The following is a 23,884-nucleotide window of genomic DNA, read 5'->3' on the forward strand; positions in this document are numbered from 1 at the left end:
GGGTCCTCCTTCGGTCGTGCCTCGCGGCGCGTTCGTACTCACGGTAGGGACACGACCTTCACCGCTCCCCGGTTCATTGTTTTGTGCGGGCTATGAGCGAGGGCGGGCCGTCCCCCCGACCGTCCTGCGGAGATCCCACTCGACACGCCGCGCCGCGGCATCCGGAGACGGCGTGTCGCGGCGGACTCCGCACGACGGCACGCGCGGAGCGCGCGGCTGCGCCGGCATCGAGACCGGAACCGGACACGACCCCACGCCCGCACCGCGGACCGCGCCGGCTCACGCCCTCGGCCGGCCGGAGAACGGGCGCAGCCGCCTCCCGAGGGGGAGACGGCTGCGTCACGGGAGGGCAGGATAAGCGCTCAGGCGTCGCCGCCGAACATGCTCGTGACCGAGCCGTCCTCGAAGACCTCGTGGATCGCGCGCGCGAGCAGCGGCGCGATCGGGAGGATCTCGAGCCGCTCGAAACGGCGCTCCTCGGGGATCGGAACCGTGTCGGTCACGACGACCTGGTCGATCGCGGCATCCTGCAGACGCTCGGTCGCGGGGTCGCTGAAGATCGCGTGGGTCGCGGCGACGATGACCTTGCGGGCGCCGGAGGCCTTGAGGGCTTGCGCGGCCTTCTGGATCGTTCCGCCGGTGTCGATCATGTCGTCGACGAGGAGGCAGGTGCGGCCGTTCACGTCACCGACGATCTCGTGCACCGAGACCTGGTTCGCGACCTTCGGGTCGCGGCGCTTGTGGATGATCGCGAGCGGCGCGCCGAGGCTGTCGGACCAGGTGTCGGCGACGCGCACGCGGCCCATGTCGGGAGAGACGACGGTCAGGGTCTCGCGGTCTTCACCGGTCAAGCCCTGCTCGAAGTGCTCGAGCAGCACGGGCTTGGCGAAGAGGTGGTCGACGGGGCCGTCGAAGAAGCCCTGGATCTGCGCGGCGTGCAGATCGACGCTCATGATGCGGTCGGCGCCCGCGGTCTTGAGCAGGTCGGCGACGAGGCGCGCGCTGATCGGCTCGCGACCGCGGCCCTTCTTGTCCTGACGCGAGTACGGGAAGTACGGGGCGACGACCGTGATGCGCTTGGCCGAGGCGCGCTTGAGGGCGTCGAGCATGATGAGCAGCTCCATGAGCCACTCGTTCACGGGCGGGCCGAAGGACTGCACGACGAACACATCGCATCCGCGGATCGACACCTCGAAGCGGGTGTAGATCTCGCCCGAGGCGAAGGTGCGGTGCTCGGTGGGGGCCAGCTCGGTCCCCAGGTGCTGGGCGACCTGCGCGGCCAGCTCGGTGTGCGAGCGGCCCGAGGCGACGACGAGCCGCTTCTTGGTCTTGGCGACGAGTCCGGGGGCGATCCCGTTGTCGCGGTCGAGGTCTACACGATTCTTCTTACGAGCCATCGGCCGCTTCCTGTTCAGCCCGAGCCCGCGCGGCCACGTCGGCCGCCGCGGTGCCCGGTCGGTTCTTCTCGACCCACCCCTCGATGTTGCGCTGGGGGGACACGCTGAGCGCCAGAGCACCGGCCGGAACGTCCTTGCGGATCACCGCCCCGGCACCCGTCTTGGCACCGGCTCCAATCGTAACCGGCGCCACGAAGACGTTGTGCGATCCGCTGTGCACTTCGTCGCCGATCACCGTGCGGTGCTTGGCGATGTCGTCGTAGTTCGCGGTGATCGCGCCGGCGCCGAGGTTGACCCCGCGCCCGATCTCGGTGTCGCCGATGTACGACAGGTGCGGGACCTTGCTGCCCTCGCCGATCGAGGAGTTCTTCACCTCGACGAAGGTTCCGACCTTTCCGTTGACGCCGACCCGCGCGTTCGCACGGAGGTAGGCGAACGGGCCCACCGTCGCGCCGGCCTCGACGACCGCGAGCGTGCCGTCGGTGCGGGTGACGGTGGCGTCCTCGCCGATCTCGCAGTCCACGAGGCTGGTGTCGGGACCGATGGTCGCGCCCGCGGCGATGACCGTGGCCCCGCGCACGTGCGTGTTCGGCAGGATCGTCACGTCGGGGGCGAGCGTCGCGGTGACGTCGATCCAGGTCGTCGCCGGGTCGACGACCGTGACGCCCTCGAGCTGCCACCGCCGCACGGTGCGGGCGTTCAGCGTGCGTCCGGCCTCGGACAGCTGCACGCGGTCGTTCACGCCGAGCGCGGCCGCGGCGTCGGAGGTGACGGATGCCGCGACCCCGAGCTGCGCGTCGCGCAGGAGGCCGATCACGTCGGTGAGGTACTTCTCGCCCTGCGCGTTGGCCGTGCCGACGAGGGCGAGCTGTGCGCGCAGCGGTGCCGCCTGGAAGACGTAGACGCCGACGTTGATCTCGGTGACCGCGGCCTCGTCGGCCGTGGCATCCTTCTGCTCCACGATGCGTCGCACGCCGTCGGTCTCGTCGCGCAGGATGCGGCCGTAGCCGAAGGGCTGGTCGACACGGGCGCTGAGCAGGGTGACCGCCGTTCCGCCGGTGCGGTGCGTGGCGAGAAGCTCGGTCAGGGTGCCGGTCTCGAGCAGCGGCACGTCGGCGCTGAGCACGAGCACGTCGCCCTCGAACCCGTCGAGCGCGTCGAGGGCGGCCTCGACCGCGCGCCCCGTGCCCGGGACCTCGTCCTGGTCGACCACGACGACGCCGGGAGCGAGCTCCGCGACCGTCTCGGCGACGAGCTCGCGCTCGTGCCGGACGACCACGACGATGCGCGCCGGATCGAGGGATGCCGCGGTGTCGAGCACGTGCCCGACGAGCGGTCGACCGCCCACCGGGTGGAGCACCTTGGGGAGACGCGACCGCATGCGGGTGCCCTGACCCGCAGCGAGGACGACGACGGCCAACTCGGTCGGTGATGTCATGCTCCGCCGCCAGGATTCGAACCTGGACCTAACAGCTCCAAAGGCTGTCGTGCTGCCGTTACACCACGGCGGACCGTGCCCGCGGGCACCGGTCAAGTCTGCCAGACACCGCCCCCTCGCGACGGTCCGCGCGGCGGCGAAGGCCATAATGAGACCGTGAGCCGGGACAGCGACGAGGTCGACCGCATCGTCGACGCGTGGATGCGGCAGCGACCCGACCTCGACTTCTCGCCGCTCGAAGTGCTCTCGCGCGTCGCCCGCCTCTCACGCCACCTCGACATCGCGCGCAAAGAGGCCTTCCGACGCAGCGACATCGAGTCGTGGGAGTGGGACGTGCTGTCGGCGCTGCGACGCGCGGGCGAGCCGTACCAGCTGAGCCCCAAGCAGTTGCTGCAGCAGACCCTCGTCTCGAGCGGAACGATGACCAACCGCATCGACCGGCTCGTCGCCCGCCGTTTCGTGCGCCGCGAAGCGGACCCCGGCGACGGACGGAGCATCCTCGTGACCCTGACCGACGACGGACGCGTGCGGGTGGATGCCGCGATCACCCGCCTCGTCGACGCCGAGGCCCTGCTGCTGGAGGGCCTCGCCAAGAGCGACCGCGAGCGCCTGGCGACCCTGTTGCGCAAGCTCAGCCTCGGGTTCGACGCGTGAGCGCGTCGACCACGACCCCGTCGCGGTGGGCGCGCGTGCGCGCCTGGTTCGACGTGCGTTTCCGCTCCCCCGCCGCGATCTACGGCCTGATCGTATTCGCGGCCTTCGTCACCATCGCCGACGACCACGCCGAATCGGTGTGGGAGGTGCTGCTGAGCGCGTCGACCTCGCTCATCGTCTTCTTCATCGCGCACGTGTTCGCGCACACCCTCACCGAGCACGCCGACCACGGCCTGCGCCACGCCACCCGCGAGGGCATGCGTCACGGGGCCGGGATGCTCTACGCGTCGGTACCGTCGGTGCTGGTGCTCGTGTGGGCGGGTCTGACCGGCGTCTCGATCGACGACGCCGCCGACCTGTCGATGTTGTCGACCTTCGTCGTCCTCGGCCTGCTCGGCTACAGCGCGTACCGTCGCCGTGGTGCGCGCCTGCCCGTGCGGTTGCTCGGCGCGTTCGCGACCGCGTGCCTCGGCGTGTTCATCGCCATCCTCGAGTACGCGATCCACTGACCGCCCGCGGCGACCGCGCGCGGCGCGGGATCGCGCCGGTGTCTCCCGCGAGGCGGCGTCAGCCGATCGCCTCGGTCAGTTCGAACCAGCGCCCTTCGAGCTCGTCGCGCTCCGCCTCCATCGCGCCGATGCGTTCCATCTCCCTGCCGAGACCGACGTAGTCGGCCTGATCGTGGTCGGCGAGGGCGGCCTTGGCCCGATCGATCTGCTGCTGCAGCTTCTCGATCTTGCGCTCGGCGGCCGAAGCCTCCTTCTGCGCGGCGCGGAGATCGGCCCCCTGCAGGCCCGCGGGGGTCGTCGGAGCACCGGATGCCGCGGGGCGGGAGGGCTCGGCATCCTGGAGCGCCCGCAGGCGCAGGTACTCGTCGACTCCCCCGGGGAGGTGGCGGAGCTTCGTGTCGAGGATCGCGTACTGCTGGTCGGTGACGCGCTCGAGGAAGTACCGGTCGTGCGAGACGACGATGAGGGTGCCCGACCACGAGTCGAGCAGGTCTTCCATCGCCGCGAGCATGTCGGTGTCGAGGTCGTTGGTGGGCTCGTCGAGGATGAGCACGTTGGGCTGGTCGAGGATGACGAGCAGCAGCTGCAGGCGGCGCTTCTGCCCACCCGAGAGGTCTTTGACCGGTGTCGAGAGCTGGGCGCTCGAGAATCCGAGACGCTCCAGCAGCTGCCCGGGAGTCAATTCCTGGGCCTTCGATCCGGTGCCGAAGGCGTAGGTGGTGCGGAGGTTGGAGATCACCACGCGCACCGGGTCGTTCAGGTGCTGGTCCAGTTCGTCCAACCGCTGGCTCAGCGTGGCCACCTTGACGGTCTTCCCGCGCTTGACCCGCCCGGACGTCGGCTCGAGCGACCCGGTGACGAGGTTGAGCAGGGTCGACTTGCCGGCGCCGTTCACACCCAGGATGCCGGTGCGCTCCCCCGGCGCGATGCGCCACTCGACGTCTCTCAGCACCGTCTTGTCGCCGAACGCGACGCCCGCGTCGAGCAGGTCGACCACGTCCTTGCCGAGGCGAGCGACCGCGAGGGACTGCAGCGCGACCTTGTCGCGGATCTCGGGCACGTCGGCGATGAGCTCGTTGGCCGCGTCGATGCGGAACTTCGGCTTCGAGGTGCGCGCCGGGGCTCCGCGGCGCAGCCACGCGAGCTCCTTGCGGGCGAGGTTCTGTCGGCGCTGCTCGATGGATGCCGCCTGGCGGTCGCGCTCGACGCGCTGCAGGATGTAGGCCGCGTACCCGCCCTCGAAGGGCTCGACGATCCGGTCGTGCACCTCCCACGTGGTGTTGCAGATCTCGTCGAGGAACCACCGGTCGTGCGTGACGACGAGCAGTCCGCCGGCCGACGGCGCCCAGCGCTTCTTGAGGTGTCCGGCGAGCCATGTGATGGCCTCGACGTCGAGGTGGTTGGTGGGCTCGTCGAGGAAGAGCACGTCCCAGTCGCCCGACAGCAGCTTTGCGAGGGCGACCCGGCGGCGCTGGCCTCCGGACAGGTCGCCGAGCCGCGCGTCCCACGGCAGGTCGCCGAGAAGCCCCGCGATGACGTCGCGCGTGCGGGCGTCGCCCGCCCACTCGTGCTCGGGCCGGTCACCGACCACCGCGTGGCCGATCGTGTCGTCGTCGTCGAGGGTGTCCTGCTGGTCGAGCACCCCCACGGTCACCCCGCCGCGCACCGTCACGCGCCCGCCGTCGGGCTCGCGGATGCCGGCGAGCATGCCGAGCAGGCTCGACTTGCCGTCGCCGTTGCGGCCGACGATGCCGATGCGATCGCCCTCGTTCACGCCGAGCGAGACGGAGTCGAAGACGACCTTGGTCGGGTATTCCAGGTGCAGGGCTTCGCCCCCGAGCAGATGTGCCATATCCGTCCCAGGCTACGCGGTGGCCGGGCTCCCGGCATCCGCTGCCCGGTCCGCACTGCGGCGGGCGGGAACGCGATGCGGGGCGTGGGCTCGGTGGCGGAGCAGGGCGGGGCGGGGCGGCGCGGAGCGGGGCTCGGTGGGGCGGGGCGGGGCGGTCAGCCCGCGAAACAGCATCGCCCTGACAACTCGGTTGCAGGATGCCGCCGAAATGTCAGCAGAACGCCGTCTCGCGCGCGCCGGGCGCCTCCGCCGCAACCACGACGGGGCCGCCCGGCGAACCGGACGACACTCCGCCGCAACCACGACGGGGCCGCCCGGCGAACCGGACGGCCCCGTGGCGGGTGGAGGGGCTCAGAAGCCGTTGGCGGCGAGCCACTCCTTGGCGATGTCGGGCGTCGACTCCTGGTCGACGGTCGACTTCACGTTCAGCTCGACGAGGCCCTCGGGGGTCAGCGCCGCGCTGACCTTGTTCAGCACGTCGGACACGTCGGACGCGATGCTCGAGTTGACCACCGGCACGACGTTCGACGCGAGGAACAGGCCCTTCGGGTCGGTCAGCGTGACGAGGTCGTCGGTCTGGATGCGCGGGTCGGCGGTGTAGACGTTGGCGACCTGGATGGTGCCGGCGACGAGGTCGTCGACCGTGGTCTCACCGGTGGGCGAGAACTGCACGTTCACGCCGTAGGTGGACTGCAGTCCGGTGGGGCCGTAGGGGCGCTCGGCGAGCTCGGCGTTGCCGCCGAGGGTCAGACCCGAGGTGACCTTGGACAGGTCGGCGATGCTCGTGAGGCCGTTCGCGTCGGCGAAGGCCTTCGTCACGGTGTACGAGTCCTGGTCGGTCGCCTCGGACTGGTCGAGGACCTCGAGGCCCTCGGGCAGCGCCGCGGGCAGAGCCGCGTAGACGTCGTCCGCGGTGCGGGCGGTCGTCTCGGCGTCGAAGAACTGCAGGAGGTTGCCCGTGTACTCGGGGAACACCGAGACGGTGCCGTCCTCGAGCAGCGGGATGTACGCGTCGCGCTGACCGATCTGGAACTGGCGGGTCACCGTCTTGCCGGCGCCCTCGAGGGCCTGCGCGTAGATCTCGGCGATGATCTCGTTCGAGTAGTAGGCCTGCGAGCCGACGACGATGGTGTCCGACGACGCCGACGCGTCTCCGCCGCCGTTGCTCAGCGGGTCGCTCGAGCCGCCGCTGCAGCCGGCGAGGGCGACGGAGGCGACAGCGAGGCCGGCGAAGACGCCGAGGCCCTTCCGGGTTCGTGCTGTGAACATGGGTGCTCTCTTTTCTGGTGATGCGGGATTCGGGTGGGTCAGGGAGTCGTGGCGGGTGCGGCGGGCGCACCGACGGCGATGGCCTCGGCACGGCGCTGGCGGGCGGAGCGCCGCTGCGGCTGCGCGGAACCGGCGGCACGGATGCCGCGGGGCACGACGAGGTGCTGGAGCAGGGCGAACAGTCCGTCGATGACGAGGGCGAGCACGGCCACGAGGATCGCGCCGCCGATGAGGATGTCGAAGCGGCGCAGCGGGATCGCGGCGATGATGTACTGCCCGAGCCCGCCGAGACCGATGTAGGCGGCGATGGTCACCGTCGCCAGCACCTGCAGCGTCGCCGCACGGATGCCGCCGACCAGCAGCGGCAGGCCCAGCGGCACCTCGATGCGCCAGAGGATCTGCGCCTCGGTCATGCCCATCGACCGGCCGGCGTCGATGACGCGGCGGTCGATCGCCTCGAAGCCCGTGTACGCACCGGCGAGGAGGGACGGGATCGCGAGGACGACGAACGAGATGACCGCCGCCTCGGGCTTGTGCAGCACGCCCAGGAGCAGGGTGAGCAGGATGAGCAGGCCGAACGAGGGGATGGCGCGCGCCGCACCCGAGATGGCGACCGCGATCTCGCGCCCCTTGCCGGTGTGACCGATGTACCACCCGAGCGGGATCGCGATGACGCCCGCGATGACGACGGCGATCAGCGTGTAGAGCAGCTGCACGCCGATGGCGAGCGGGATGGCGTCGAATCCGCGACCCGGGTCGCCGGAGAAGATCCACCCGATGGCGTCTCCGAGAAGGTTCATGCGGGCACCGCCGTCCGTGCGCGCCGACGGGACGGCGTGGCCGACACGCGCCGGGTCCACGGCATGAGCAGGCGCCCCGCGAGCACGAGCACCAGGTCGATGACGAGCGCGAGCACCACCACCGCGACGACCCCCGCGAACACCTCGGGGATGATGCGCCGCTGCAGACCGTTGGTGAACAGGTAGCCGATGTTCTGGATGCCGACCAGGATGCCGACCGTGGCCAGTGCGATCGTGCTCGCCGAGGCCACGCGCAGACCCGCGAGCACCACGGGTCCGGCGAGCGGGAACTCCACCGCGACGAAGCGGCGGAACGAGCCGTAGCCGATCGCCGTGGATGCCTGGCGCACCCCGGCATCCACTGAATCGAGCCCGTCGGCGACCGCGCGCACCAGAATCGCCACCGCGTAGATGGCGAGGGCGACGATGAGGTTGGTCTCGCTGACGATGCTGTACCAGCCGGTCACCACGGGGACGAGGATGAGCAGGGCGAGGGAGGGGATCGTGTACAGCAGTCCCGTGATGGTGATGACGCCGCTGCGCACGAGGCGGTAGCGCCAGGCGACCCAGCCGAGCGGGATGCTGATGACGAAGCCCACGACGAGCGCGATCAGGCTCTGACGCAGGTGCACCAGCGTCAGCTGCCCGATCAGGTCGAGGTTGTTGCCGACCCAGTTCACGGGCGCGCGTCCTCCACGAGGGAGCCCTGCGTGCGCCCCTCGGCGTCCACGACGACCGTCCCGGTCGCCGTCTGCTTCAGGTGGAGGGCGCGCTTGCCCTTGACCGCGCCGATGAAGCTCGCCACGAAGTCGCTCGCGGGGTTCTCCACGATCTCGCTCGGCGTGCCGACCTGGGCGATCTTGGCGCCCTTCTCCAAGATGACGACCTGGTCGCCGAGCAGGAACGCCTCGTCGATGTCGTGCGTGACGAACACGATGGTCTTGCCGATCTCGCTCTGCAGGCGCAGCAGCTCCTGCTGCAGCTCGTCGCGCACGATCGGGTCGACCGCGCCGAAAGGCTCGTCCATCAGCAGGATGTTCGGGTCGGCGGCGAGACCGCGGGCGACGCCGACGCGCTGCTGCTGGCCGCCCGAGAGCTGGCTCGGGTAGCGGTCGGCCATCGCGGTGTCGAGGCCGACGGTCTTCATGAGCTCGAGGGCGCGCGTGCGCGCCGTCTTGCGGTTCTGCCCCTGCAGGACGGGAACGGTCGCGATGTTGTCGGCCACCGTGAAGTGCGGCAGGAGTCCGGAGTTCTGCATCACGTAGCCGATGCTGCGCCGCAGCTGCACGGCGGGCTTGCCGCCGATGTCGTCGCCGTCGATCGAGATCGTGCCCGACGAGGGCTCGACCATGCGGTTGATCATGCGGAGGAGGGTGGTCTTGCCGCATCCGGACGACCCGACGAACACCGTCGTCTTGCGCGACGGGATGACGAGGTGGAAATCGTCGACGGCCCGGGTGCCGTCGGGGAAGACCTTGGAGACGGCCGAGAACTCGATCATGCGAATCGCCGCCTCAGTCGGAGACCACGACCTTGCGGTCGAAGGCCACGTAGCCGGCGAAGTCCTTTCCGACCCGCTCGACCGCACCGTCGCGCAGGTCGGGGTACGACCAGGCGCCGTCTTTCAGCTCGGCTCCGTCGAGGGAGACGTTCCAGTACTGCGCGGCACCCTTCCACGGGCAGGTGTAGGCCGTGGGGCTCTTCTCCAGGGCCCCCTCGCGCACCGCCTGCGGCGGGAAGTACCAGTTGCCCTCGATCGACGCCAGGTCGTCGCGGTCGGCTTCGGCGATCACGACGCCGTCGAGCACTGCCTTCATGGGAAACCCCCTTCGTGGAACCCCGCGGGCACGGCACCCAGCGGTGGCGCTCCACCTCGGTCGAGGCTAGCGATCGCGAGGCGCAGCGGAACGAAGATTGCCCCGTGTGTCGACCTGGGCTATGGTGCCGCGGCTGCCGGGGCCCGGTGGCTTCGACAGGCTCAGCCACCTCTGTCGCATCCGAGGTCCCTGAGCTCGTCGAAGGGACCGGGAGCGCACAGCTACCGGTGGCTTCGACAGGCTCAGCCACCTCTGTCGCATCCGAGGTCCCTGAGCACCGCGAGCGCACGGCTACCGGTGGCTTCGACAGGCTCAGCCACCTCCGCCGCATCCGAGGTCCCTGAGCTCGTCGAAGGGACCGGGAGCCGTGGAGCCCTCAGACGACGCGCGCCCCGGGCACGGGACCGTGGACGTGGAGGGCGACGAGCCCCGCCGCGCTCAGCGTCACCTGCAGATCGATCGCCGACGCCTCGTCGGCGGCGAGGAAGGCCAGGGTCGGGCCGGATCCCGAGACGATCCCGGCCAGCGCTCCGGAGCTCTCGCCCCGTTCGAGCACGCGGGCGAGATCCGGGCGCAGGTGCAGCGCGGGTGCCTGCAGGTCGTTGCGGAGCGCGGGGGCGAGCATCTCGGCATCCCCCTGTCGGAGCGCGTGGAGCACCGCGGGGTCGACGCCCGGCACCCGCGGAGCCGGACCGATGTCGACGGCGTGCCGCTCGCGGTGGGCGTCGAGCTCGCCATAGACCACGGGCGTCGACATTCCGACCTCGTTCGGCACCAGCACCCAGTCGAAGCGCCCGCGCGCCAGCGCCGGGCTGAGCTCGTCTCCGCGACCGGTGCCCACCGCCGTTCCGCCGAGGAGGGCGAAGGGCACGTCGGCGCCGAGCTGCGCGGCCAGGTGCGCGAGCTCGGACGTCGGCGTTCCGAGTCCCCACAGCGCATCGCACGCCACGAGCGCGGCGGCGGCGTCAGCGGAGCCCCCGCCCATGCCTCCCGCCACCGGCACGGACTTGCGGATCGCGAGATGCGCTCCGCGGTCGACGCCGGCCGTGCGCGCGAGCAGACGGGCTGCCCGCACGGCCAGGTTGCGGTCATCGGTGGGCACGCCCTCGATGTCGACCGGTCCCTTCGCCGTCACCGACAGGGTGATGTCGTCGGACGGCGTCGCCACCATCTCCTCGTACAGCGAGACGGCCTGGAAGGCCGTGGCCAGCTCGTGGTACCCGTCGGCCTGGACGTCGCCGACCTCGAGGAAGACGTTGATCTTCCCGGGCGCGCGCACGCGCACGGACGCGGGCGTCGCGAGGCTCATCGACGGCCCCGTCCGCTCGTGCGCCGACCCGCCCCGGCGTGTGCGAAACTGGAATGTCGGCCCGCTTCCCGCCGTCGCTCGTACGGCGGTTCGGGAAAGACCGGGCCGGAGCGAGCGATGAAAGTCACTCTTCGACAGTAGCGCTCCGCTCCCCGCCGTTCGGCGCCGCCGCCGAAACGTCTTCGTAACCCCGGAACCCTACGGTGTCCGGAACCCGTCACCTATCCCCCGAGGAGGCAGTATGCGCCCGATGGTCCCCCTGTCGATCGACACCGACCCCTGGCGCGCGCTGCTCTCCCGCTCCGATATCCGGATGCACGACGGCATCCTGCACGTGGTCGACGACCACTCGACGCCCTCGATCGCCGAGAGCGACGACCTGCTGACCGCGGCATCCGCCATCGAGGACGCGGGCGTCCGCGTCCTCCTGGTGCGCGACGCCAACCGCCGCCCCAAGCTCGTCGTCGACACCGCCGACGCGGAAGCCGCGCTCACCGCGCTGCGCGACCCCGAACTGGGGCCGTTCTACCTCAAGGCGCGCGGCGAAGACCCCGTTCCCGCGCACAGCGTGCACCCGTCGACCGGTTCGGTGCAGGCGTACGCGGTCTTCCGTCCGCGCACCTCGACCGAGGGCTCGTACCGCTACGGCGCCTCGCTCGCGCCGCGCCTCGAGCTCTGGCGGTTCGGCGACAAGACCATCGAGGCCCCGCGGCCCAGCGCCCTCACCCGCCGCCGCTTCGCCGCGGCCGACCTCGACCTCGTCGAGATCGAGCGCTACGGCCGTCGCTGGACGACCGTGTCGGGCATGTTCGACCCTCACCCCAACGAGTTCACCGCCGAGGTCGACATGGTGTTCTCGTGGGTGGACGGCTCATCGAGCGAGTTCCAGCGGCAGCGCGCCGCCCGCATGAAGGGCTACGTCGTCGGCGACGGCGACGACAACGCCGCCCGCTACCGCCAGGTCGACGAGCTGCGCTACGCCCTGCGCAGCGTCCACATGTACGCGCCGTGGGTGCGCCGCATCTTCATCGCGACCGACTCCCCCACTCCCGAGTGGCTCGCCGACCACCCGAAGGTGACGATCGTGCGCAGCGAGGAGTTCTTCGCCGACCCCTCGGTACTCCCCACGCACAACTCGCACGCCGTCGAGGCGCAGCTGCACCGCATCCCGGGCCTGGCCGAGCACTTCCTCTACAGCAACGACGACATGTTCTTCGGCCGCCCCGTGACCCCCGAGCTCTTCTTCAGCGGCGGCGGGGTCAGCCGGTTCGTCGAGAGCGGCGTCCGCATCGGCAGCGGCCCCGCGCACGTCGAGCGTTCGGGCCACGACAACGGCCTCCGCGTGAACCGCGCCCTGCTGAAGGAGCGCTTCGGTCGCGTCATCACCCTCGACCTCGAGCACTGCGCGACCCCGCTGCGCCGCTCCGTCGCGTTCGAGCTCGAGCGCGAGTTCGCCGACGACTACGCCCGCACCGCGGCGAGCCGGTTCCGCTCGGCGACCGATATCTCGGTGACCAACAGCCTCTACCACTACTACGCGCTGGCCACCGGTCGCGCGATCGTGACCACTGAGCCCCGTACCCGTTACGTGCAGACCACGCAGCTCGACTCGCTGCGCACCATGGAGCGCTTGGTCTCGCGCCGCGACACCGACATGTTCTGCCTCAACGACGGCAGCGTCCCCGAGATCCCCGAGGAAGTGCGCGTTCCCGCCCTGCGCGCGTGCCTCGAGCGGTACTTCCCGGTCGCCGCGCCGTGGGAGAAGCCGGCGGTCAGCGCAGGATCGGCAGCGGCGTCGTCGGCGGCGACACCCGTCCGCTGAGTTCGCGCGACGCGGGGACGGCGATCCCCGCCTCGTGCAGGCGACGCTGCGACTCCTCGGCGTCGACGTACTGCAGCGCGGCGCTCGCCGCGAGGGGCACCACGGAGTGGACGACCGTCTCGTCGTAGACGTGCACGAGGTTGAACCCCTGCGCGGCATCCTGGGGGCGCGTCCCGCCCACGGGGACCATGAGGTCCTGCGTGTAGCAGGTGGCCGAGGCCACCGACACGGGGATGCCGGCGAACGTCGCGAAGGTCGAGTAGTGCAGGTGCCCGGCGAGGATCGCGCGCACGTCGGTGCCGCGCAGCACCTGCGCGAGGCTGCGCTGGTCGCGCAGCTCGACCGAGGCGGCGAGGTCGAGGACGCTCGGCACCGGCGGGTGGTGCATCGCGAGGATGGTGCCCAGCGGCGCCGGAGTGGCGAGCACCTCGGCCAACCAGCGCAGCTGCGCCGGGGTGACCTCGCCGTGGTGGGCCCCCGGAACCGAGGTGTCGAGGGTGACGATGCGCAGTCCGTCGAACTCGTCGACGCGGTCGACCGGGTCGGTCGGATCGGCCGCGTCTTCACCGGGCAGCAGCCGCGAGCGGAAGGCCGCACGGTCGTCGTGGTTGCCCATGACCCAGACCACGCGCGTGGCCAGTCGCTCCGCGAGCGGCTCGACGAGGGCGCGCACGCGGTCGTACGCGTCGGTCTCGCCGAAGTCGGCGAGGTCGCCCGTGAAGACGAGGGCGTTCGGACGGATGCCGGAGGCCTCGATCGACGCGACCGCCCGGGCGAGGTAGGCCTCGGAGTCGACGTCGTCGTACAGCGGCGCACCGCCGGCACGGAGGTGGGTGTCGCTCAGGTGCAGCAGCACCCGCTCGGCACGGGGGTACTCGGCGTAACGCATCTCGTTCCTCTCGGGCCGTCGGGTACGACCTCGTCACCGGCGTGATGCTCCCGGTTGGCTCGAAATGTTACCGGCATGTTTCAGGAACGCGCGATGAACACGACGAGAATTCGCCCGCCCCGGCGCGGCGATCAGCGCGAGTCGCCAAGAACTGTCGCCTGAGCGCAGCCCGAAGCGACAGTTCTCGGCGACTCACGCGAACGGGCGGCGACGCGCGTGGGCGGTGGGCCGGACGCGCGAGGGTCAGGATGCCGCGATGCGGGCGTAGTCGTCGACGGTGAGCTGTTCGCCGCGGAGCGTGGGGTCGACGCCCGCCGCCTCCAGGCGCGCGGACGCCTCCGCCGCCGTACCGCCCAGGACGCCGGCGAGCGCCTGCCGCAGCATCTTGCGACGCTGCTGGAACGCGGCATCCACGATCTCGAACGTGCGCAGCCGGTGCTCCTCGGTGCCGCGCGGCTCGGCGTCGCGGTCGAAGCCGACCAGCACGCTGTCGACGTTCGGAACGGGCCAGAACACCTGGCGCGAGACGGTTCCGGCCAGGCGCCATGACCCGTACCAGGCGGCCTTCACGCTCGGAGCGCCGTAGATCTTCGACCCGGGAGGGGCGGCGAGCCGCTCCCCCACCTCGGCCTGCACCATGACGACGCCGCGCTGCAGGGACGGGAAAGTCTCGAGGAAGTGCAGCAAGACGGGAACCGAGACGTTGTACGGGAGGTTCGCGACGAGCACCTCGGGCGCGCCGGGGAGCTCGGTGACGCGCAACGCGTCGGCGTCGATGACCGTGAGGCGATCGGCGGGAACGCCGTGGGCCGCGACGGTCGACGGAAGCCGCTCGGCGAGGCGGTGGTCGATCTCGACCGCGACCATCGAGGCGCCGGTCTCGAGGATCGCCAGGGTGAGGGATCCGAGCCCCGGCCCGATCTCGACGACCCGGTCGGATGCCGTGACCCGGGCCGCGTGCACGATCTTGCGGACGGTGTTGGCGTCGACGACGAAGTTCTGCCCGAGCTTCTTCGTCGGGGTCACGTCGAGGTCGGCGGCGAGCCGACGGATCTCGGCGGCACCGAGGAGGGAAACGGGCATTGTTCCACTGTAGTCAGGGCTTCGCCAGAACCCTTGCTGCGAGCACGCCGGGAGTAGCGTGGACAGGTGAGTCAAACGCAGTCCATCCCCGCAAACGCCTTCACCCTGCGAAGCCCCTACGGGCGCCGCGCCATCGGCCTCTCGGTCGCGGCCGCGGTGGGCGGCTTCCTCTTCGGATTCGACTCCTCCGTGATAAACGGCGCGGTCGACGCGGTCGACGGCAACTTCGAGCTGGGGGAGGTCCTCACCGGGTTCGTCGTCGCCGTCGCCCTGCTGGGCTGCGCGGTGGGAGCCATCATCGCCGGCGCCCTCTCGGACCGCTGGGGCCGCCTGAAGGTCATGCTGCTCGGCGCGGTGCTCTTCTTCGTGTCGTCGATCGGTGCGGCGCTCACCTTCAGCGTGCCCGACCTGATCCTGTGGCGCGTGCTGAGCGGACTGGGCATCGGCATCGCCTCGGTGGTCGCTCCCGCCTACATCGCCGAGGTCGCCCCCCGTCAGATCCGCGGTTCGCTCGCGTCGCTCCAGCAGCTCGCGATCACGCTCGGCATCTTCGGCGCCCTGCTCTCCGACGCACTCCTGGCGAACTCCGCCGGCGGGGCCGCGAACCAGTTCTGGCTCGGCCTGGAGGCCTGGCGCTGGATGTTCCTCGTGGGCGTGATCCCCGCCGCCGTCTACGGCATCCTGTCGTTCACCGTTCCCGAATCGCCGCGCTATCTGCTCGCGAAGGGCAAGCGCGACGAAGCGAAGGCGATCTTCGCGCGTCTGGTGCCGCCCGCGGATCTCGACAAGACGATGAACGAGCTGTCGAACACCATCGAGGCCGACCGCAAGAACAAGAACGTGTCGCTGCGCGGGCCCGTGCTGGGTCTGCAGGGGATCGTGTGGACCGGCATCCTGCTGTCGATGTTCCAGCAGTTCGTCGGCATCAACGTGATCTTCTACTACTCCACGACCCTCTGGAAGGCAGTCGGCTTCGACGAGAGCAACTCGCTGCTGATCTCGGTCATCACCTCGGTCACGAACGTGGTCGTCACCTTCGTCGCGATCTTCCTGGTCGACCGGGTGGGCCGCAAGCCCATCCTCATCACCGGCTCGCTGCTGATGACCCTCTCGCTCGGCGCGATGGCGCTGTCGTTCGCATTCGCCACGGGTTCGGGCCAGGACGTGTCGCTCCCCGCGCCGTGGGGCTCGGTCGCGCTCGTCGCCGCGAACGTGTTCGTGGTCGGCTTCGGCGCCTCGTGGGGCCCGCTGGTGTGGGTGCTGCTCGGCGAGATCTTCCCGAGCCGCATCCGCGGCAAGGCCCTCGGCGTGGCCGCGGGAGCGCAGTGGATCGCGAACTTCGCCATCACCGTGTCGTTCCCGGCGATGTCGAGCTGGTCGCTGCCGCTCACCTACGGCATGTACGCCCTGTTCGCGGCACTGTCGTTCTTCTACGTGCTGCTGCGCATCCCCGAGACCAAGGGCATGGAGCTCGAGCAGACCGAGACCCTGTTCGTCCGCAAGCCGAAGGACGCGGCCAAGGCCTGATCCCGGCGGGATGCGTGCCGGCCGGGGCGTGTCCCGGCCGGCGAGGTTCCCGGATGCCGAGAGGCCGGCGCCCCACGGGGCGTCGGCCTCCGTCATTCCCGGGGCGGGCGGGCTGGGGCGTAGCCTCCGCGATCCGCACAACCTCAGCCCCATCCGGCGCCCTAAGACTGAGAACGCGCGAATCACCGACGAAGCGCGAACGACGCGGGCGCGCGGGCGCCGCGAACCTCCGCCGGCCGTGGGCGCGCTCAGTCCTCGAAGGCGCCGTAGACGCGCAGCGTGTTCGCGGCGACCTGGGCCGCGAGCTCGTCGGCATCCGTCCCGAGCTCCGTCGCGAGGAAGCGCAGCGTCACCGGGATGAGGTAGGGCGCGTTGGGGCGTCCGCGGTAGGGAACCGGGGTGAGGAAGGGGGCGTCGGTCTCGACGAGGATGCGCTCGCGGGGCGTGACCGCGAGGGCGTCACGCAGGTTCTGCGCGTTCTTGAAGGTGACGTTGCCGGCGAACGACAGGTAGTACCCGCGGTCGGCGGCGATGCGCGCCATGTCGGCATCGCCGGAGAAGCAGTGGAACACCGTCTTGTCGGGTGCCCCTACGCGCGCGAGCGTCTCGAGCACGGCGTCGTGTGCATCGCGGTCGTGGATCTGCATCGCGATGTCGTGCTTCTTCGCGAGGGCGATGTGCGCCTCGAACGAGCGGATCTGGGCGGGGATGCCGTCGGCCTCGGTGCGGAAGAAGTCCAGACCCGTCTCGCCGATCGCCCGCACCCGCGGCTCGCCCGCGAGTTCGTCGATGACCGCGATCGCGGCATCCAGCTCTCCGGCCTGCTCGTAGACGGGCGCCTCGTTCGGGTGGATCGCCACGGCCGCGAGCACGCGCGGATGCGAGCGCGCCGCCCACGCCGACCACCGCGAGGAGTCGACGTCGCCGCCGGCCTGCACGACCCCGTGCACCCCCACCGCGAGGGCGCGTTCGAGCTGCTCGTCGAGGGAGAGTCCGGTCTCGCCGTCTTCGATCTCGAGGTGCGTGTGGTTGTCGTAGACGGGGATGCCGAGGGGCTCGGGCGCGGGCGGATAGCTGACGTCGCGGCGGCCGTCGGTGGAGCGCTCGCGCACGTACTGACTCGGGTCGCCGCCCTGGATCGTGTCACGGGGGCGGTCGACGGGGGTCGAGCCGGCCGGGCGGGGCACCGACCCCTCACCCGGCGCGGACGCCGCCGTGGTCACGCCTGCTCGACGCGCGGGAACAGCGGCGTCAGCGCCTCGACCGACGACCCCGGACGCAGCACGCCCCAGGTGCCCGCGTCGCGGATCGGCTGGTCGGCGAGCGCACCGATCGAGCCCTCGGCCCCGAGCGCGACCCAGAGCTTCGCGGTCGACTCCGGCATGACCGGCGACAGCAGCACGGCGAGGGCGCGCAGGCCCTCGGCCGCGGTGTACAGCACCGTGCCGAGACGCTCGCGCTGAGCCTCGTCCTTCGCGAGCGCCCACGGCTCGTTCTCGGTGATGTAGCCGTTGAGGGCGTCGACGATCGTCCAGATCGCCGCGATGGCCTCGTCGATGCGGAACCGCTCGATGGCGGCGTCGGCGGCGGTCGCGGCATCCGCCACGATCGTGTGGATCGCCGCGTCGAGGTCGGTGGAGGGCCCGGCCGACGGGACGACGCCGTCGAAGTACTTCGAGATCATCGCGACGGTGCGCGAGGCGAGGTTGCCGAATCCGTTGGCGAGCTCGGCCTGGTAGCGCGCGGACAGGTCTTCCCACGAGAAGGATCCGTCCTGGCCGAAGGCGATCGCCGAGAGGAAGTAGAAGCGGTAGGCGTCGGAGCCGAACACGTCGGTGATCTCGGTGGGCGCGATGCCGGTGAGCTTCGACTTCGACATCTTCTCGCCGCCGACGAGCAGCCATCCGTGGGCGAAGACCCCGCGCGGCACGTCGAGACCCGCGGCCATGAGCATGGCGGGCCAGATGACGGCGTGGAAGCGGAGGATGTCTTTGCCGACCACGTGGAACGCGGGCCAGCGGCGCGCGAACTGCTCCGGATCCGTTCCGTAGCCGACCGCAGTGGCGTAGTTGAGCAGCGCGTCGACCCACACGTAGATCACGTGCGAGGGGTCCCACGGCACCGTGATACCCCAGTCGAACGCGGAGCGCGAGATCGAGAGGTCTTTGAGACCGCTGCGCACGAACGACACGACCTCGTTGCGCGCCGACTCGGGACGCACGAAGTCGGGCTCGGTCTTGTACAACTCGAGAAGGCGGTCCTGGAACTCGCTGAGCTTGAAGAAGTAGTTCTTCTCCTGCAGCAGTTCGAGGGGCTTGGAGTGGATCGCGCAGACCTTGAGCCCCTCGAAGGGGCCCGTGCCGTCGACGATCTCGGCCTCGGGCTTGAACTCCTCGCAACCGACGCAGTACAGCGCCTCGTACTCGCCGGCGTAGATGTAGCCGCGGTCGTAGAGCGCCTTGACGAACTCCTGCACGCGCTCCTCGTGGCGCGGCTGCGTCGTGCGGATGAAATCGTCGTTGGCGACGTCGAGGGTCTCGAGCAGAGGGAACCACGACTCGGTGACCAGCTTGTCGACCCACTCCTGCGGGGTCACACCGTTGGCCGCGGCGGCGCGCAGCATCTTCTGCCCGTGCTCGTCGGTGCCGGTCAGCATCCAGGTGTCGTCGCCCGCCTGACGGTGCCAGCGCGCGAGCGCGTCGACCGCCACCGTCGTGTACCCGTGCCCGATGTGGGGCAGGTCGCTGGGGTAGTAGATCGGCGTCGTGATGTAGAAGGATCGGCCGGAAGTCACCTGGAGATTCTACGGGCGGCCACCGATACGGCCGACCGCATGACGGCGCTCAGGCCGAGCCGCGCACGACGAGGGTCGTCGGCAGCACCACCGGTTCGACCTCGCGCCCGTCGATCGCGTCGAGCAGCAGGGTGACCATGCGCTCGCTCAGTTGCTCCCAGGGCTGTCGCATCGTCGTCAGCGGAGGCTCGTGCGTCGCGGCGAGGCCCGAGTCGTCGAAGCCCGCGACGGCGACGTCGTGGGGAACCCGACGCCCCGCGCGGCGCAGCGTCTGCACCGCCCCGGCGGCCATCAGATCGGATGCCGCGAACACGGCCTCGACGTCGGGGGCGCGCTCGAGCAGCCGCTCCATGGCGAGAGCGCCGGAATCGAGCGAGTAGTCCCCGACCTCGACGAGAGCGGGGTCGAAGTCGTCGCCCATCTCGTCGCGGAACCCGACCAGGCGGAATCGCCCTCCGGGGGTGTCGTCGGGTCCGGCGATCATCGCGATGCGCCGGTGCCCCTGCGCGCGCAGGTGCGCCGTCATCGTGCGCGCCGACCCGGCTTCGTCGACCGAGACGCTGAGCACCTCGGCGCGGTGGCCCAGGGGCACCCCGCACGCGACGGTCGGGATGCCGGCATCCAGCAACGACTCGAGCAGGGGGTCGGCCTCGTGCGAGGAGATGAGCAGGACGCCGTCGACGTGCCCGGCGCTGACGTAGTGCGCGACGTTCGCGCGCTCGGCGGGGGTGCCCGCGATGAGGAGCACCAGGGTCATCTGGCGTTTGGACAGCGCCTCGGCGGCGCCGCGCAGCAGGAGGGCGAAGGTCGGATCGTCGAAGAGCAGGTGCTGCGGCTCGGTCATGAGGAACGCGAGGGATCCCGCGCGACCGGTGGCGAGGCTGCGTGCGGCGTGGTTGGCGGTGTAGCCGGTGCGTTCGATGGCGTCCTCGACGGCCGCCCGCGCGTCGGGCGACACCCAGTGCCCGCCGTTGATGACGCGCGAGACCGTGCCACGCGACACCCCCGCGGCCGCCGCGACGTCGCGGATCGTCGGCTTGCGACGCACGGTCGGGGTCTGCTCCATGCGGGAATGCTATCGGCCCGCGCGCACCGCGGATCAACGGAACGCGCCCGAGACTGGGACCGGTCACAGTTACGTAACGAAGCCGGGTCCGACGTTGCGGGCGCCGCCACGGACGACGGAGGCTGTGACCGGTCCCAGTCTGGACCGCCCCACGATCCGATGGAGTGTCATGACCCGCGTTACCCCCTGGCCCGCTCTCGACGGCATCGCCTACGGCGGTGACTACAACCCCGAGCAGTGGGACCGCGCGGTCTGGGACGAGGACGTCCGACTCATGCGCGAGGCGGGCGTGAATCTCGTCAGCGTCGGCATCTTCTCGTGGGCCCTCCTGGAGCGTTCCGAGGGCGTGTTCGACTTCGCGTGGCTCGACGACCTTCTCGATCTGCTGCACGCCAACGGCATCCACGTCGACCTCGGCACGCCCACCGCGTCGCCGCCCGCGTGGTTCTTCCACGCCCACCCCGAGGCGCGCGTGCTGACCCGCGACGGGCGCACCATGGGCTTCGGCTCGCGCGGGATGGCCTCCCACTCCTCCCCCGCGTATCGCGCGGCCATCGCCCGCATCGCGGACGCCCTGGCGGCCCGCTACGCCGCGCACCCGGCCGTGGTGCTGTGGCACGTGCACAACGAGTACGGCGTCCCCGTCGGCGAGGACTACTCCCCCGCCTCCGTCGCCGCGTTCCGCGCCTGGCTGGCGGAGCGCTACGGCTCTCTCGACGGCCTCAACGCCGCCTGGGGCACCGCGTTCTGGGGCCAGCACTACACCGCGTGGGAACACGTGGGCGCCCCCGCCGACGCGCCCAGCGTCGTCAATCCCGCGCAGCGCCTGGACTTCGCGCGCTTCACCGACGCGCAGCTGCGAGCGTGCTTCCGCATCGAGCGCGACGCGATCCGCGCGCACGCCACGCAGCCCGTCACCACCAACTTCATGGCCAACCAGAGCTGGACCACCGACCTGTGGGCGTGGGGCCGCGAGGTCGACATCGTCTCCGACGACCACTACCTGTGGGCCGCCGATCCGGACGGCCACGTCGGTCTCGCGATCGCCGCCGACCTCTCGCGATCGGTGGGCGGCGGCGCACCGTGGATCCTCATGGAGCACTCCACCTCGGCGGTGAACTGGCAGCCGCGCAACGTCGCGAAGCGCCCGGGCGAGATGGCCCGCAACTCCCTCACCCACCTGGCCCGCGGCGCCGACGCGATCCTCTTCTTCCAGTGGCGCGCCTCGCGCTCGGGGGCGGAGAAGTTCCACTCCGCGATGCTCCCCCACGCCGGCACCGAGTCCCGCGTCTGGCGGGAGGTCGTCGACCTCGGCGCGGCGCTCGGCCGCCTCGGAGAGGTGCGCGGAGCGCGCGTGCAGGCCGAGGCCGCGGTGCTGTGGGACTTCGAGTCGTTCTGGGCGCAGGACCTCGAATGGCGCCCCTCGATCGAGGTGACGCACCAGGCCCAGGTGCGCGCCGCGTACGAGCAGCTCTGGCGCGACGGCGTCACCGCCGACTTCGCCCTGCCCGGCCACGATCTGTCGGGGTACCGCCTCGTGGTCGTCCCGGCCCAGTACCTCCTCACGACGGCGGATGCCGCGAACCTCACGTCCTACGTCGCCGGCGGCGGCACCCTGGTGGTGTCATTCTTCTCGGGCATCGTCGACGAGAACGACGCCGTCCACGCGGGCGGTTACCTCGCGCCTCTCGCCGAGGTGCTCGGGGTGCGCGTGGAGGAGTTCCTGCCCCTGCGCGAGGGGGAGACCGTCTCGCTCGAGCGCGCCGACGGCACCCGCCTGACGGCACGGTCGTGGGCCGAGGACCTCGTGGTCGCCGGCGCCGAGACCGTCGCCCATTACGCCGACGGCCCCGCCGCGGGTCGGGCCGCGATCACGCGTCGCCGTCACGGCGAGGGCACGGGCTGGTACGTCTCGACGAGCCTGGACGCCGCGGGCCTCGCCGCGACGTTCGCCGCCGCCTACGCGGACGCCGGGGTGTCGGCATCCTCCGTTCCGGCGGGATGCGAGGTCGTGGTGCGCCGAGGCGCCGCGCACGACTTCACTTTCGTCGTGAACCACCGCGACGACGCCGTGACCCTCGACCTCGACGGGGTCGAACTGCTCACCGGAGCAGCCACCGACGGGGTGATCACGGTTCCCGCCGGCGGAATCGCCGTGGTCCGCTCCGCCCTCCCGGAGGCTGCCACCCGTTGACCCCCGGGATCCGCGTCGACGCGGATCCCGGGCACCACCCTCGACCGCGACCGTCGCGGACGAACCGAACCCGACCGCAACGGCTGCGGTCGCACAGAAAGGGATTCCCATGCGCATGACAGCACACAGACGTGCACTGCTCGGATCGGCAGGCATCCTCGCCGTCTCGGCCCTCGCGCTCAGCGGCTGCACCGGAAGCGGCTCGGGCACGGACGCCGCCCCGGCCGGAGACGGCCCGGAGATCGTCGTCTGGACGGATGCCGAGCGCGAGCAGGCCATCACCGACGCGGCTGCGGCCTTCGAGGAGGAGACGGGCGCGACCGTCCGCCTCGTGCAGAAGAACTTCGAGGACCTCCGCAACGACTTCATCGCCCAGGTGCCCACCGGCGAAGGCCCCGACATCACCGTGGGCGCGCACGACTGGCTCGGTGCCCTCGTGGCGGCGGGCGTCGTCGACACGATCGACCTCGGCGACACCGCGGCGAACTTCGAGCCGGTCGCCCTCGAAGCGATGACCTACGACGGTCAGCTCTACGCCCTGCCCTACTCGCTCGAGACGGTCGCGCTCGTGCAGAACACGGCGCTCGTCGGCACCGAGGCCCCCGCAACGTGGGACGACATGATCCAGCGCGGCCAGGCCTCGGGCGCCGAGCGGCCCTTCGTCATCAACACCGCCGGCGAGACCGGCGACGGCTACACCATGTACGGGCTGCAGACCTCGTTCGGCGCCCCCGTCTTCGTGCAGGACGCCACCGGGTCGTACACCTCGGAGGTCGGGATGGGCGGCGCCGCGGGCGAGTCGTTCGCGCAGTGGCTCTCGACCAATGGCCAGGCCGGGTACCTCTCGACCACGATCGACTACGACATCAACAACGAGCTGTTCGCGACCGGCAAGGCGCCCTACACGATCCAGGGTCCGTGGGCGATCAGCGCCTTCGACGGCATCGACGTCGCGGTCAACCCGATCCCGAGCGCGGGCGGACAGACCGCGGCTCCCTTCGTGGGCGTGCAGGGCTTCTACCTCAGCGCGCAGAGCGAGAACGCGCTGCTGGCGACCGAGTTCCTCGTCAACTACCTCGGCACCGAGGACGCCCAGCGCGCCCTCTACGAGGCCGACCCGCGCATCCCCGCCTACACCGCTCTCGGCGAGGAGGTCGCGAGCGACCCCGTCATCGCCGGCTTCCTCGCCTCGGCGCAGAACGGCGTGCCCATGCCTTCGATCCCCGAGATGGGGTCGGTCTGGGACCTGTGGAACGCCGCTGAGGCGCAGATCATCTCCGGCGCCGAGCCCGTCTCGACGTGGAACCGCATGATCACCGACCTGCAGGGCACGCTGGCCGGCTGACGACTGCCGTGGGCGGTCGCGATCCTCCGCGACCGCCCACGGCACCGCACCGCACCACACCGTGCGGCAGTGCACTGTGCCGCACCACACCGCAGGGCCCCTCCGGCCCCGCACCGCAC

Annotated in this window: 20 protein-coding genes and 1 tRNA gene; 6 read left to right on the forward strand and 15 right to left on the reverse strand. The window is 71.0% G+C overall.

Translation table 11 applies throughout. The features are described from left to right. Nucleotides 1–362: 362 nt before the first annotated feature. From AB1K56_RS00120 to AB1K56_RS00130, 3 genes are all read right to left on the reverse strand, one after another. Nucleotides 363–1,397, reverse strand: coding sequence for a ribose-phosphate diphosphokinase (locus AB1K56_RS00120; protein ID WP_371204033.1), 1,035 nt, complete (start codon nt 1,395–1,397; stop codon nt 363–365). Next, a complete protein-coding gene (glmU, locus tag AB1K56_RS00125; protein WP_136586498.1) occupies nt 1,387–2,835 on the reverse strand; it encodes a bifunctional UDP-N-acetylglucosamine diphosphorylase/glucosamine-1-phosphate N-acetyltransferase GlmU in 1,449 nt (482 codons plus the stop codon). Before glmU ends, AB1K56_RS00120 begins: the two co-directional genes overlap by 11 nt. 1 nt (nt 2,836) lies before the next feature. Then, nucleotides 2,837–2,908, reverse strand: a tRNA-Gln gene (locus AB1K56_RS00130). A gap of 128 nt (nt 2,909–3,036) precedes the next feature. Here AB1K56_RS00130 and AB1K56_RS00135 point away from each other — a divergent pair. Together AB1K56_RS00135 and AB1K56_RS00140 are read left to right on the forward strand one after the other, a co-directional pair. Then, a complete protein-coding gene (locus AB1K56_RS00135) occupies nt 3,037–3,489 on the forward strand; it encodes a MarR family winged helix-turn-helix transcriptional regulator (protein ID WP_371204635.1) in 453 nt (150 codons plus the stop codon). Next, a complete protein-coding gene (locus AB1K56_RS00140) occupies nt 3,486–3,998 on the forward strand; it encodes a hypothetical protein (protein ID WP_371204034.1) in 513 nt (170 codons plus the stop codon). The genes AB1K56_RS00135 and AB1K56_RS00140 overlap by 4 nt, the downstream gene beginning before the upstream one ends. A 58-nt stretch (nt 3,999–4,056) precedes the next feature. Here the strand turns inward: AB1K56_RS00140 and AB1K56_RS00145 are convergent, their stop codons facing one another. From AB1K56_RS00145 to AB1K56_RS00175, 7 genes are all read right to left on the reverse strand, one after another. Then, complete coding sequence (locus tag AB1K56_RS00145; RefSeq protein ID WP_371204035.1) at nt 4,057–5,850, reverse strand: ABC-F family ATP-binding cassette domain-containing protein; 1,794 nt, start codon at nt 5,848–5,850, stop codon at nt 4,057–4,059. A 351-nt stretch (nt 5,851–6,201) separates the two neighbouring features. After that, the gene (locus AB1K56_RS00150; RefSeq protein ID WP_264631707.1) at nt 6,202–7,119 is read right to left on the reverse strand and encodes an ABC transporter substrate-binding protein; all 918 of its coding nucleotides are present in this window, start codon (nt 7,117–7,119) and stop codon (nt 6,202–6,204) included. Between the two features lie 38 nt (nt 7,120–7,157). Further along, nucleotides 7,158–7,919 (reverse strand): ABC transporter permease, encoded by a 762-nt coding sequence (locus AB1K56_RS00155; RefSeq protein WP_136586503.1) that lies wholly within the window; start codon nt 7,917–7,919, stop codon nt 7,158–7,160. Then, nucleotides 7,916–8,599 carry an ABC transporter permease gene (locus AB1K56_RS00160; RefSeq protein ID WP_371204036.1) on the reverse strand — a complete coding sequence of 228 codons (684 nt, stop codon included), beginning with the start codon at nt 8,597–8,599 and terminating at the stop codon, nt 7,916–7,918. The genes AB1K56_RS00155 and AB1K56_RS00160 overlap by 4 nt, the downstream gene beginning before the upstream one ends. Further along, nucleotides 8,596–9,420 carry an ABC transporter ATP-binding protein gene (locus AB1K56_RS00165; RefSeq protein WP_136586505.1) on the reverse strand — a complete coding sequence of 275 codons (825 nt, stop codon included), beginning with the start codon at nt 9,418–9,420 and terminating at the stop codon, nt 8,596–8,598. The genes AB1K56_RS00160 and AB1K56_RS00165 overlap by 4 nt, the downstream gene beginning before the upstream one ends. A gap of 13 nt (nt 9,421–9,433) precedes the next feature. Continuing rightward, on the reverse strand, nt 9,434–9,736 hold the full coding sequence (locus tag AB1K56_RS00170) for a DUF427 domain-containing protein (RefSeq protein WP_371204037.1): 303 nt from the start codon (nt 9,734–9,736) through the stop codon (nt 9,434–9,436). Between the two features lie 376 nt (nt 9,737–10,112). Beyond that, entirely contained in the window at nt 10,113–11,045 is a 933-nt protein-coding gene (locus AB1K56_RS00175) for a 4-(cytidine 5'-diphospho)-2-C-methyl-D-erythritol kinase (RefSeq protein ID WP_136586507.1), read from the reverse strand. Between the two features lie 241 nt (nt 11,046–11,286). Here AB1K56_RS00175 and AB1K56_RS00180 point away from each other — a divergent pair, with 241 nt between their 5' ends. Continuing rightward, nucleotides 11,287–12,867, forward strand: a complete 1,581-nt coding sequence (locus AB1K56_RS00180) for a stealth conserved region 3 domain-containing protein (protein WP_371204038.1) — start codon at nt 11,287–11,289, stop codon at nt 12,865–12,867. Here AB1K56_RS00180 and AB1K56_RS00185 read toward each other — a convergent pair. Together AB1K56_RS00185 and rsmA are read right to left on the reverse strand one after the other, a co-directional pair. Further along, complete coding sequence (locus tag AB1K56_RS00185) at nt 12,818–13,756, reverse strand: phosphodiesterase (RefSeq protein ID WP_371204039.1); 939 nt, start codon at nt 13,754–13,756, stop codon at nt 12,818–12,820. The two genes, AB1K56_RS00180 and AB1K56_RS00185, sit on opposite strands and share 50 nt — an antisense overlap. Before the next feature lie 243 nt (nt 13,757–13,999). Beyond that, nucleotides 14,000–14,839, reverse strand: a complete 840-nt coding sequence (gene rsmA / locus AB1K56_RS00190) for a 16S rRNA (adenine(1518)-N(6)/adenine(1519)-N(6))-dimethyltransferase RsmA (RefSeq protein ID WP_371204040.1) — start codon at nt 14,837–14,839, stop codon at nt 14,000–14,002. Nucleotides 14,840–14,905: 66 nt separating this feature from the next. On the opposite strand from rsmA, the gene AB1K56_RS00195 reads away from it, so the two are divergent. Beyond that, the gene (locus tag AB1K56_RS00195; protein WP_371204041.1) at nt 14,906–16,366 is read left to right on the forward strand and encodes a sugar porter family MFS transporter; all 1,461 of its coding nucleotides are present in this window, start codon (nt 14,906–14,908) and stop codon (nt 16,364–16,366) included. Nucleotides 16,367–16,614: 248 nt separating this feature from the next. On the opposite strand, the gene AB1K56_RS00200 is transcribed toward AB1K56_RS00195, so the two are convergent. The 3 genes from AB1K56_RS00200 to AB1K56_RS00210 form a co-directional block, all read right to left on the reverse strand. After that, on the reverse strand, nt 16,615–17,505 hold the full coding sequence (locus AB1K56_RS00200; RefSeq protein WP_371204636.1) for a TatD family hydrolase: 891 nt from the start codon (nt 17,503–17,505) through the stop codon (nt 16,615–16,617). Nucleotides 17,506–17,585: 80 nt separating this feature from the next. Further along, the gene (metG, locus tag AB1K56_RS00205; RefSeq protein WP_371204042.1) at nt 17,586–19,160 is read right to left on the reverse strand and encodes a methionine--tRNA ligase; all 1,575 of its coding nucleotides are present in this window, start codon (nt 19,158–19,160) and stop codon (nt 17,586–17,588) included. A gap of 49 nt (nt 19,161–19,209) precedes the next feature. Then, nucleotides 19,210–20,226 (reverse strand): LacI family DNA-binding transcriptional regulator, encoded by a 1,017-nt coding sequence (locus AB1K56_RS00210; RefSeq protein WP_371204043.1) that lies wholly within the window; start codon nt 20,224–20,226, stop codon nt 19,210–19,212. A 169-nt stretch (nt 20,227–20,395) separates the two neighbouring features. On the opposite strand from AB1K56_RS00210, the gene AB1K56_RS00215 reads away from it, so the two are divergent. Further along, the gene (locus tag AB1K56_RS00215; RefSeq protein WP_371204044.1) at nt 20,396–22,420 is read left to right on the forward strand and encodes a beta-galactosidase; all 2,025 of its coding nucleotides are present in this window, start codon (nt 20,396–20,398) and stop codon (nt 22,418–22,420) included. Nucleotides 22,421–22,529: 109 nt separating this feature from the next. Next, entirely contained in the window at nt 22,530–23,765 is a 1,236-nt protein-coding gene (locus AB1K56_RS00220; RefSeq protein ID WP_371204045.1) for an extracellular solute-binding protein, read from the forward strand. The last annotated feature ends 119 nt before the right edge of the window (nt 23,766–23,884 follow it).

Origin of the sequence: Microbacterium sp. BWR-S6Y, assembly GCF_041379845.1 — a bacterium.
In the GTDB taxonomy this organism is placed as follows: Bacteria; Actinomycetota; Actinomycetes; order Actinomycetales; family Microbacteriaceae; genus Microbacterium; species Microbacterium hydrothermale.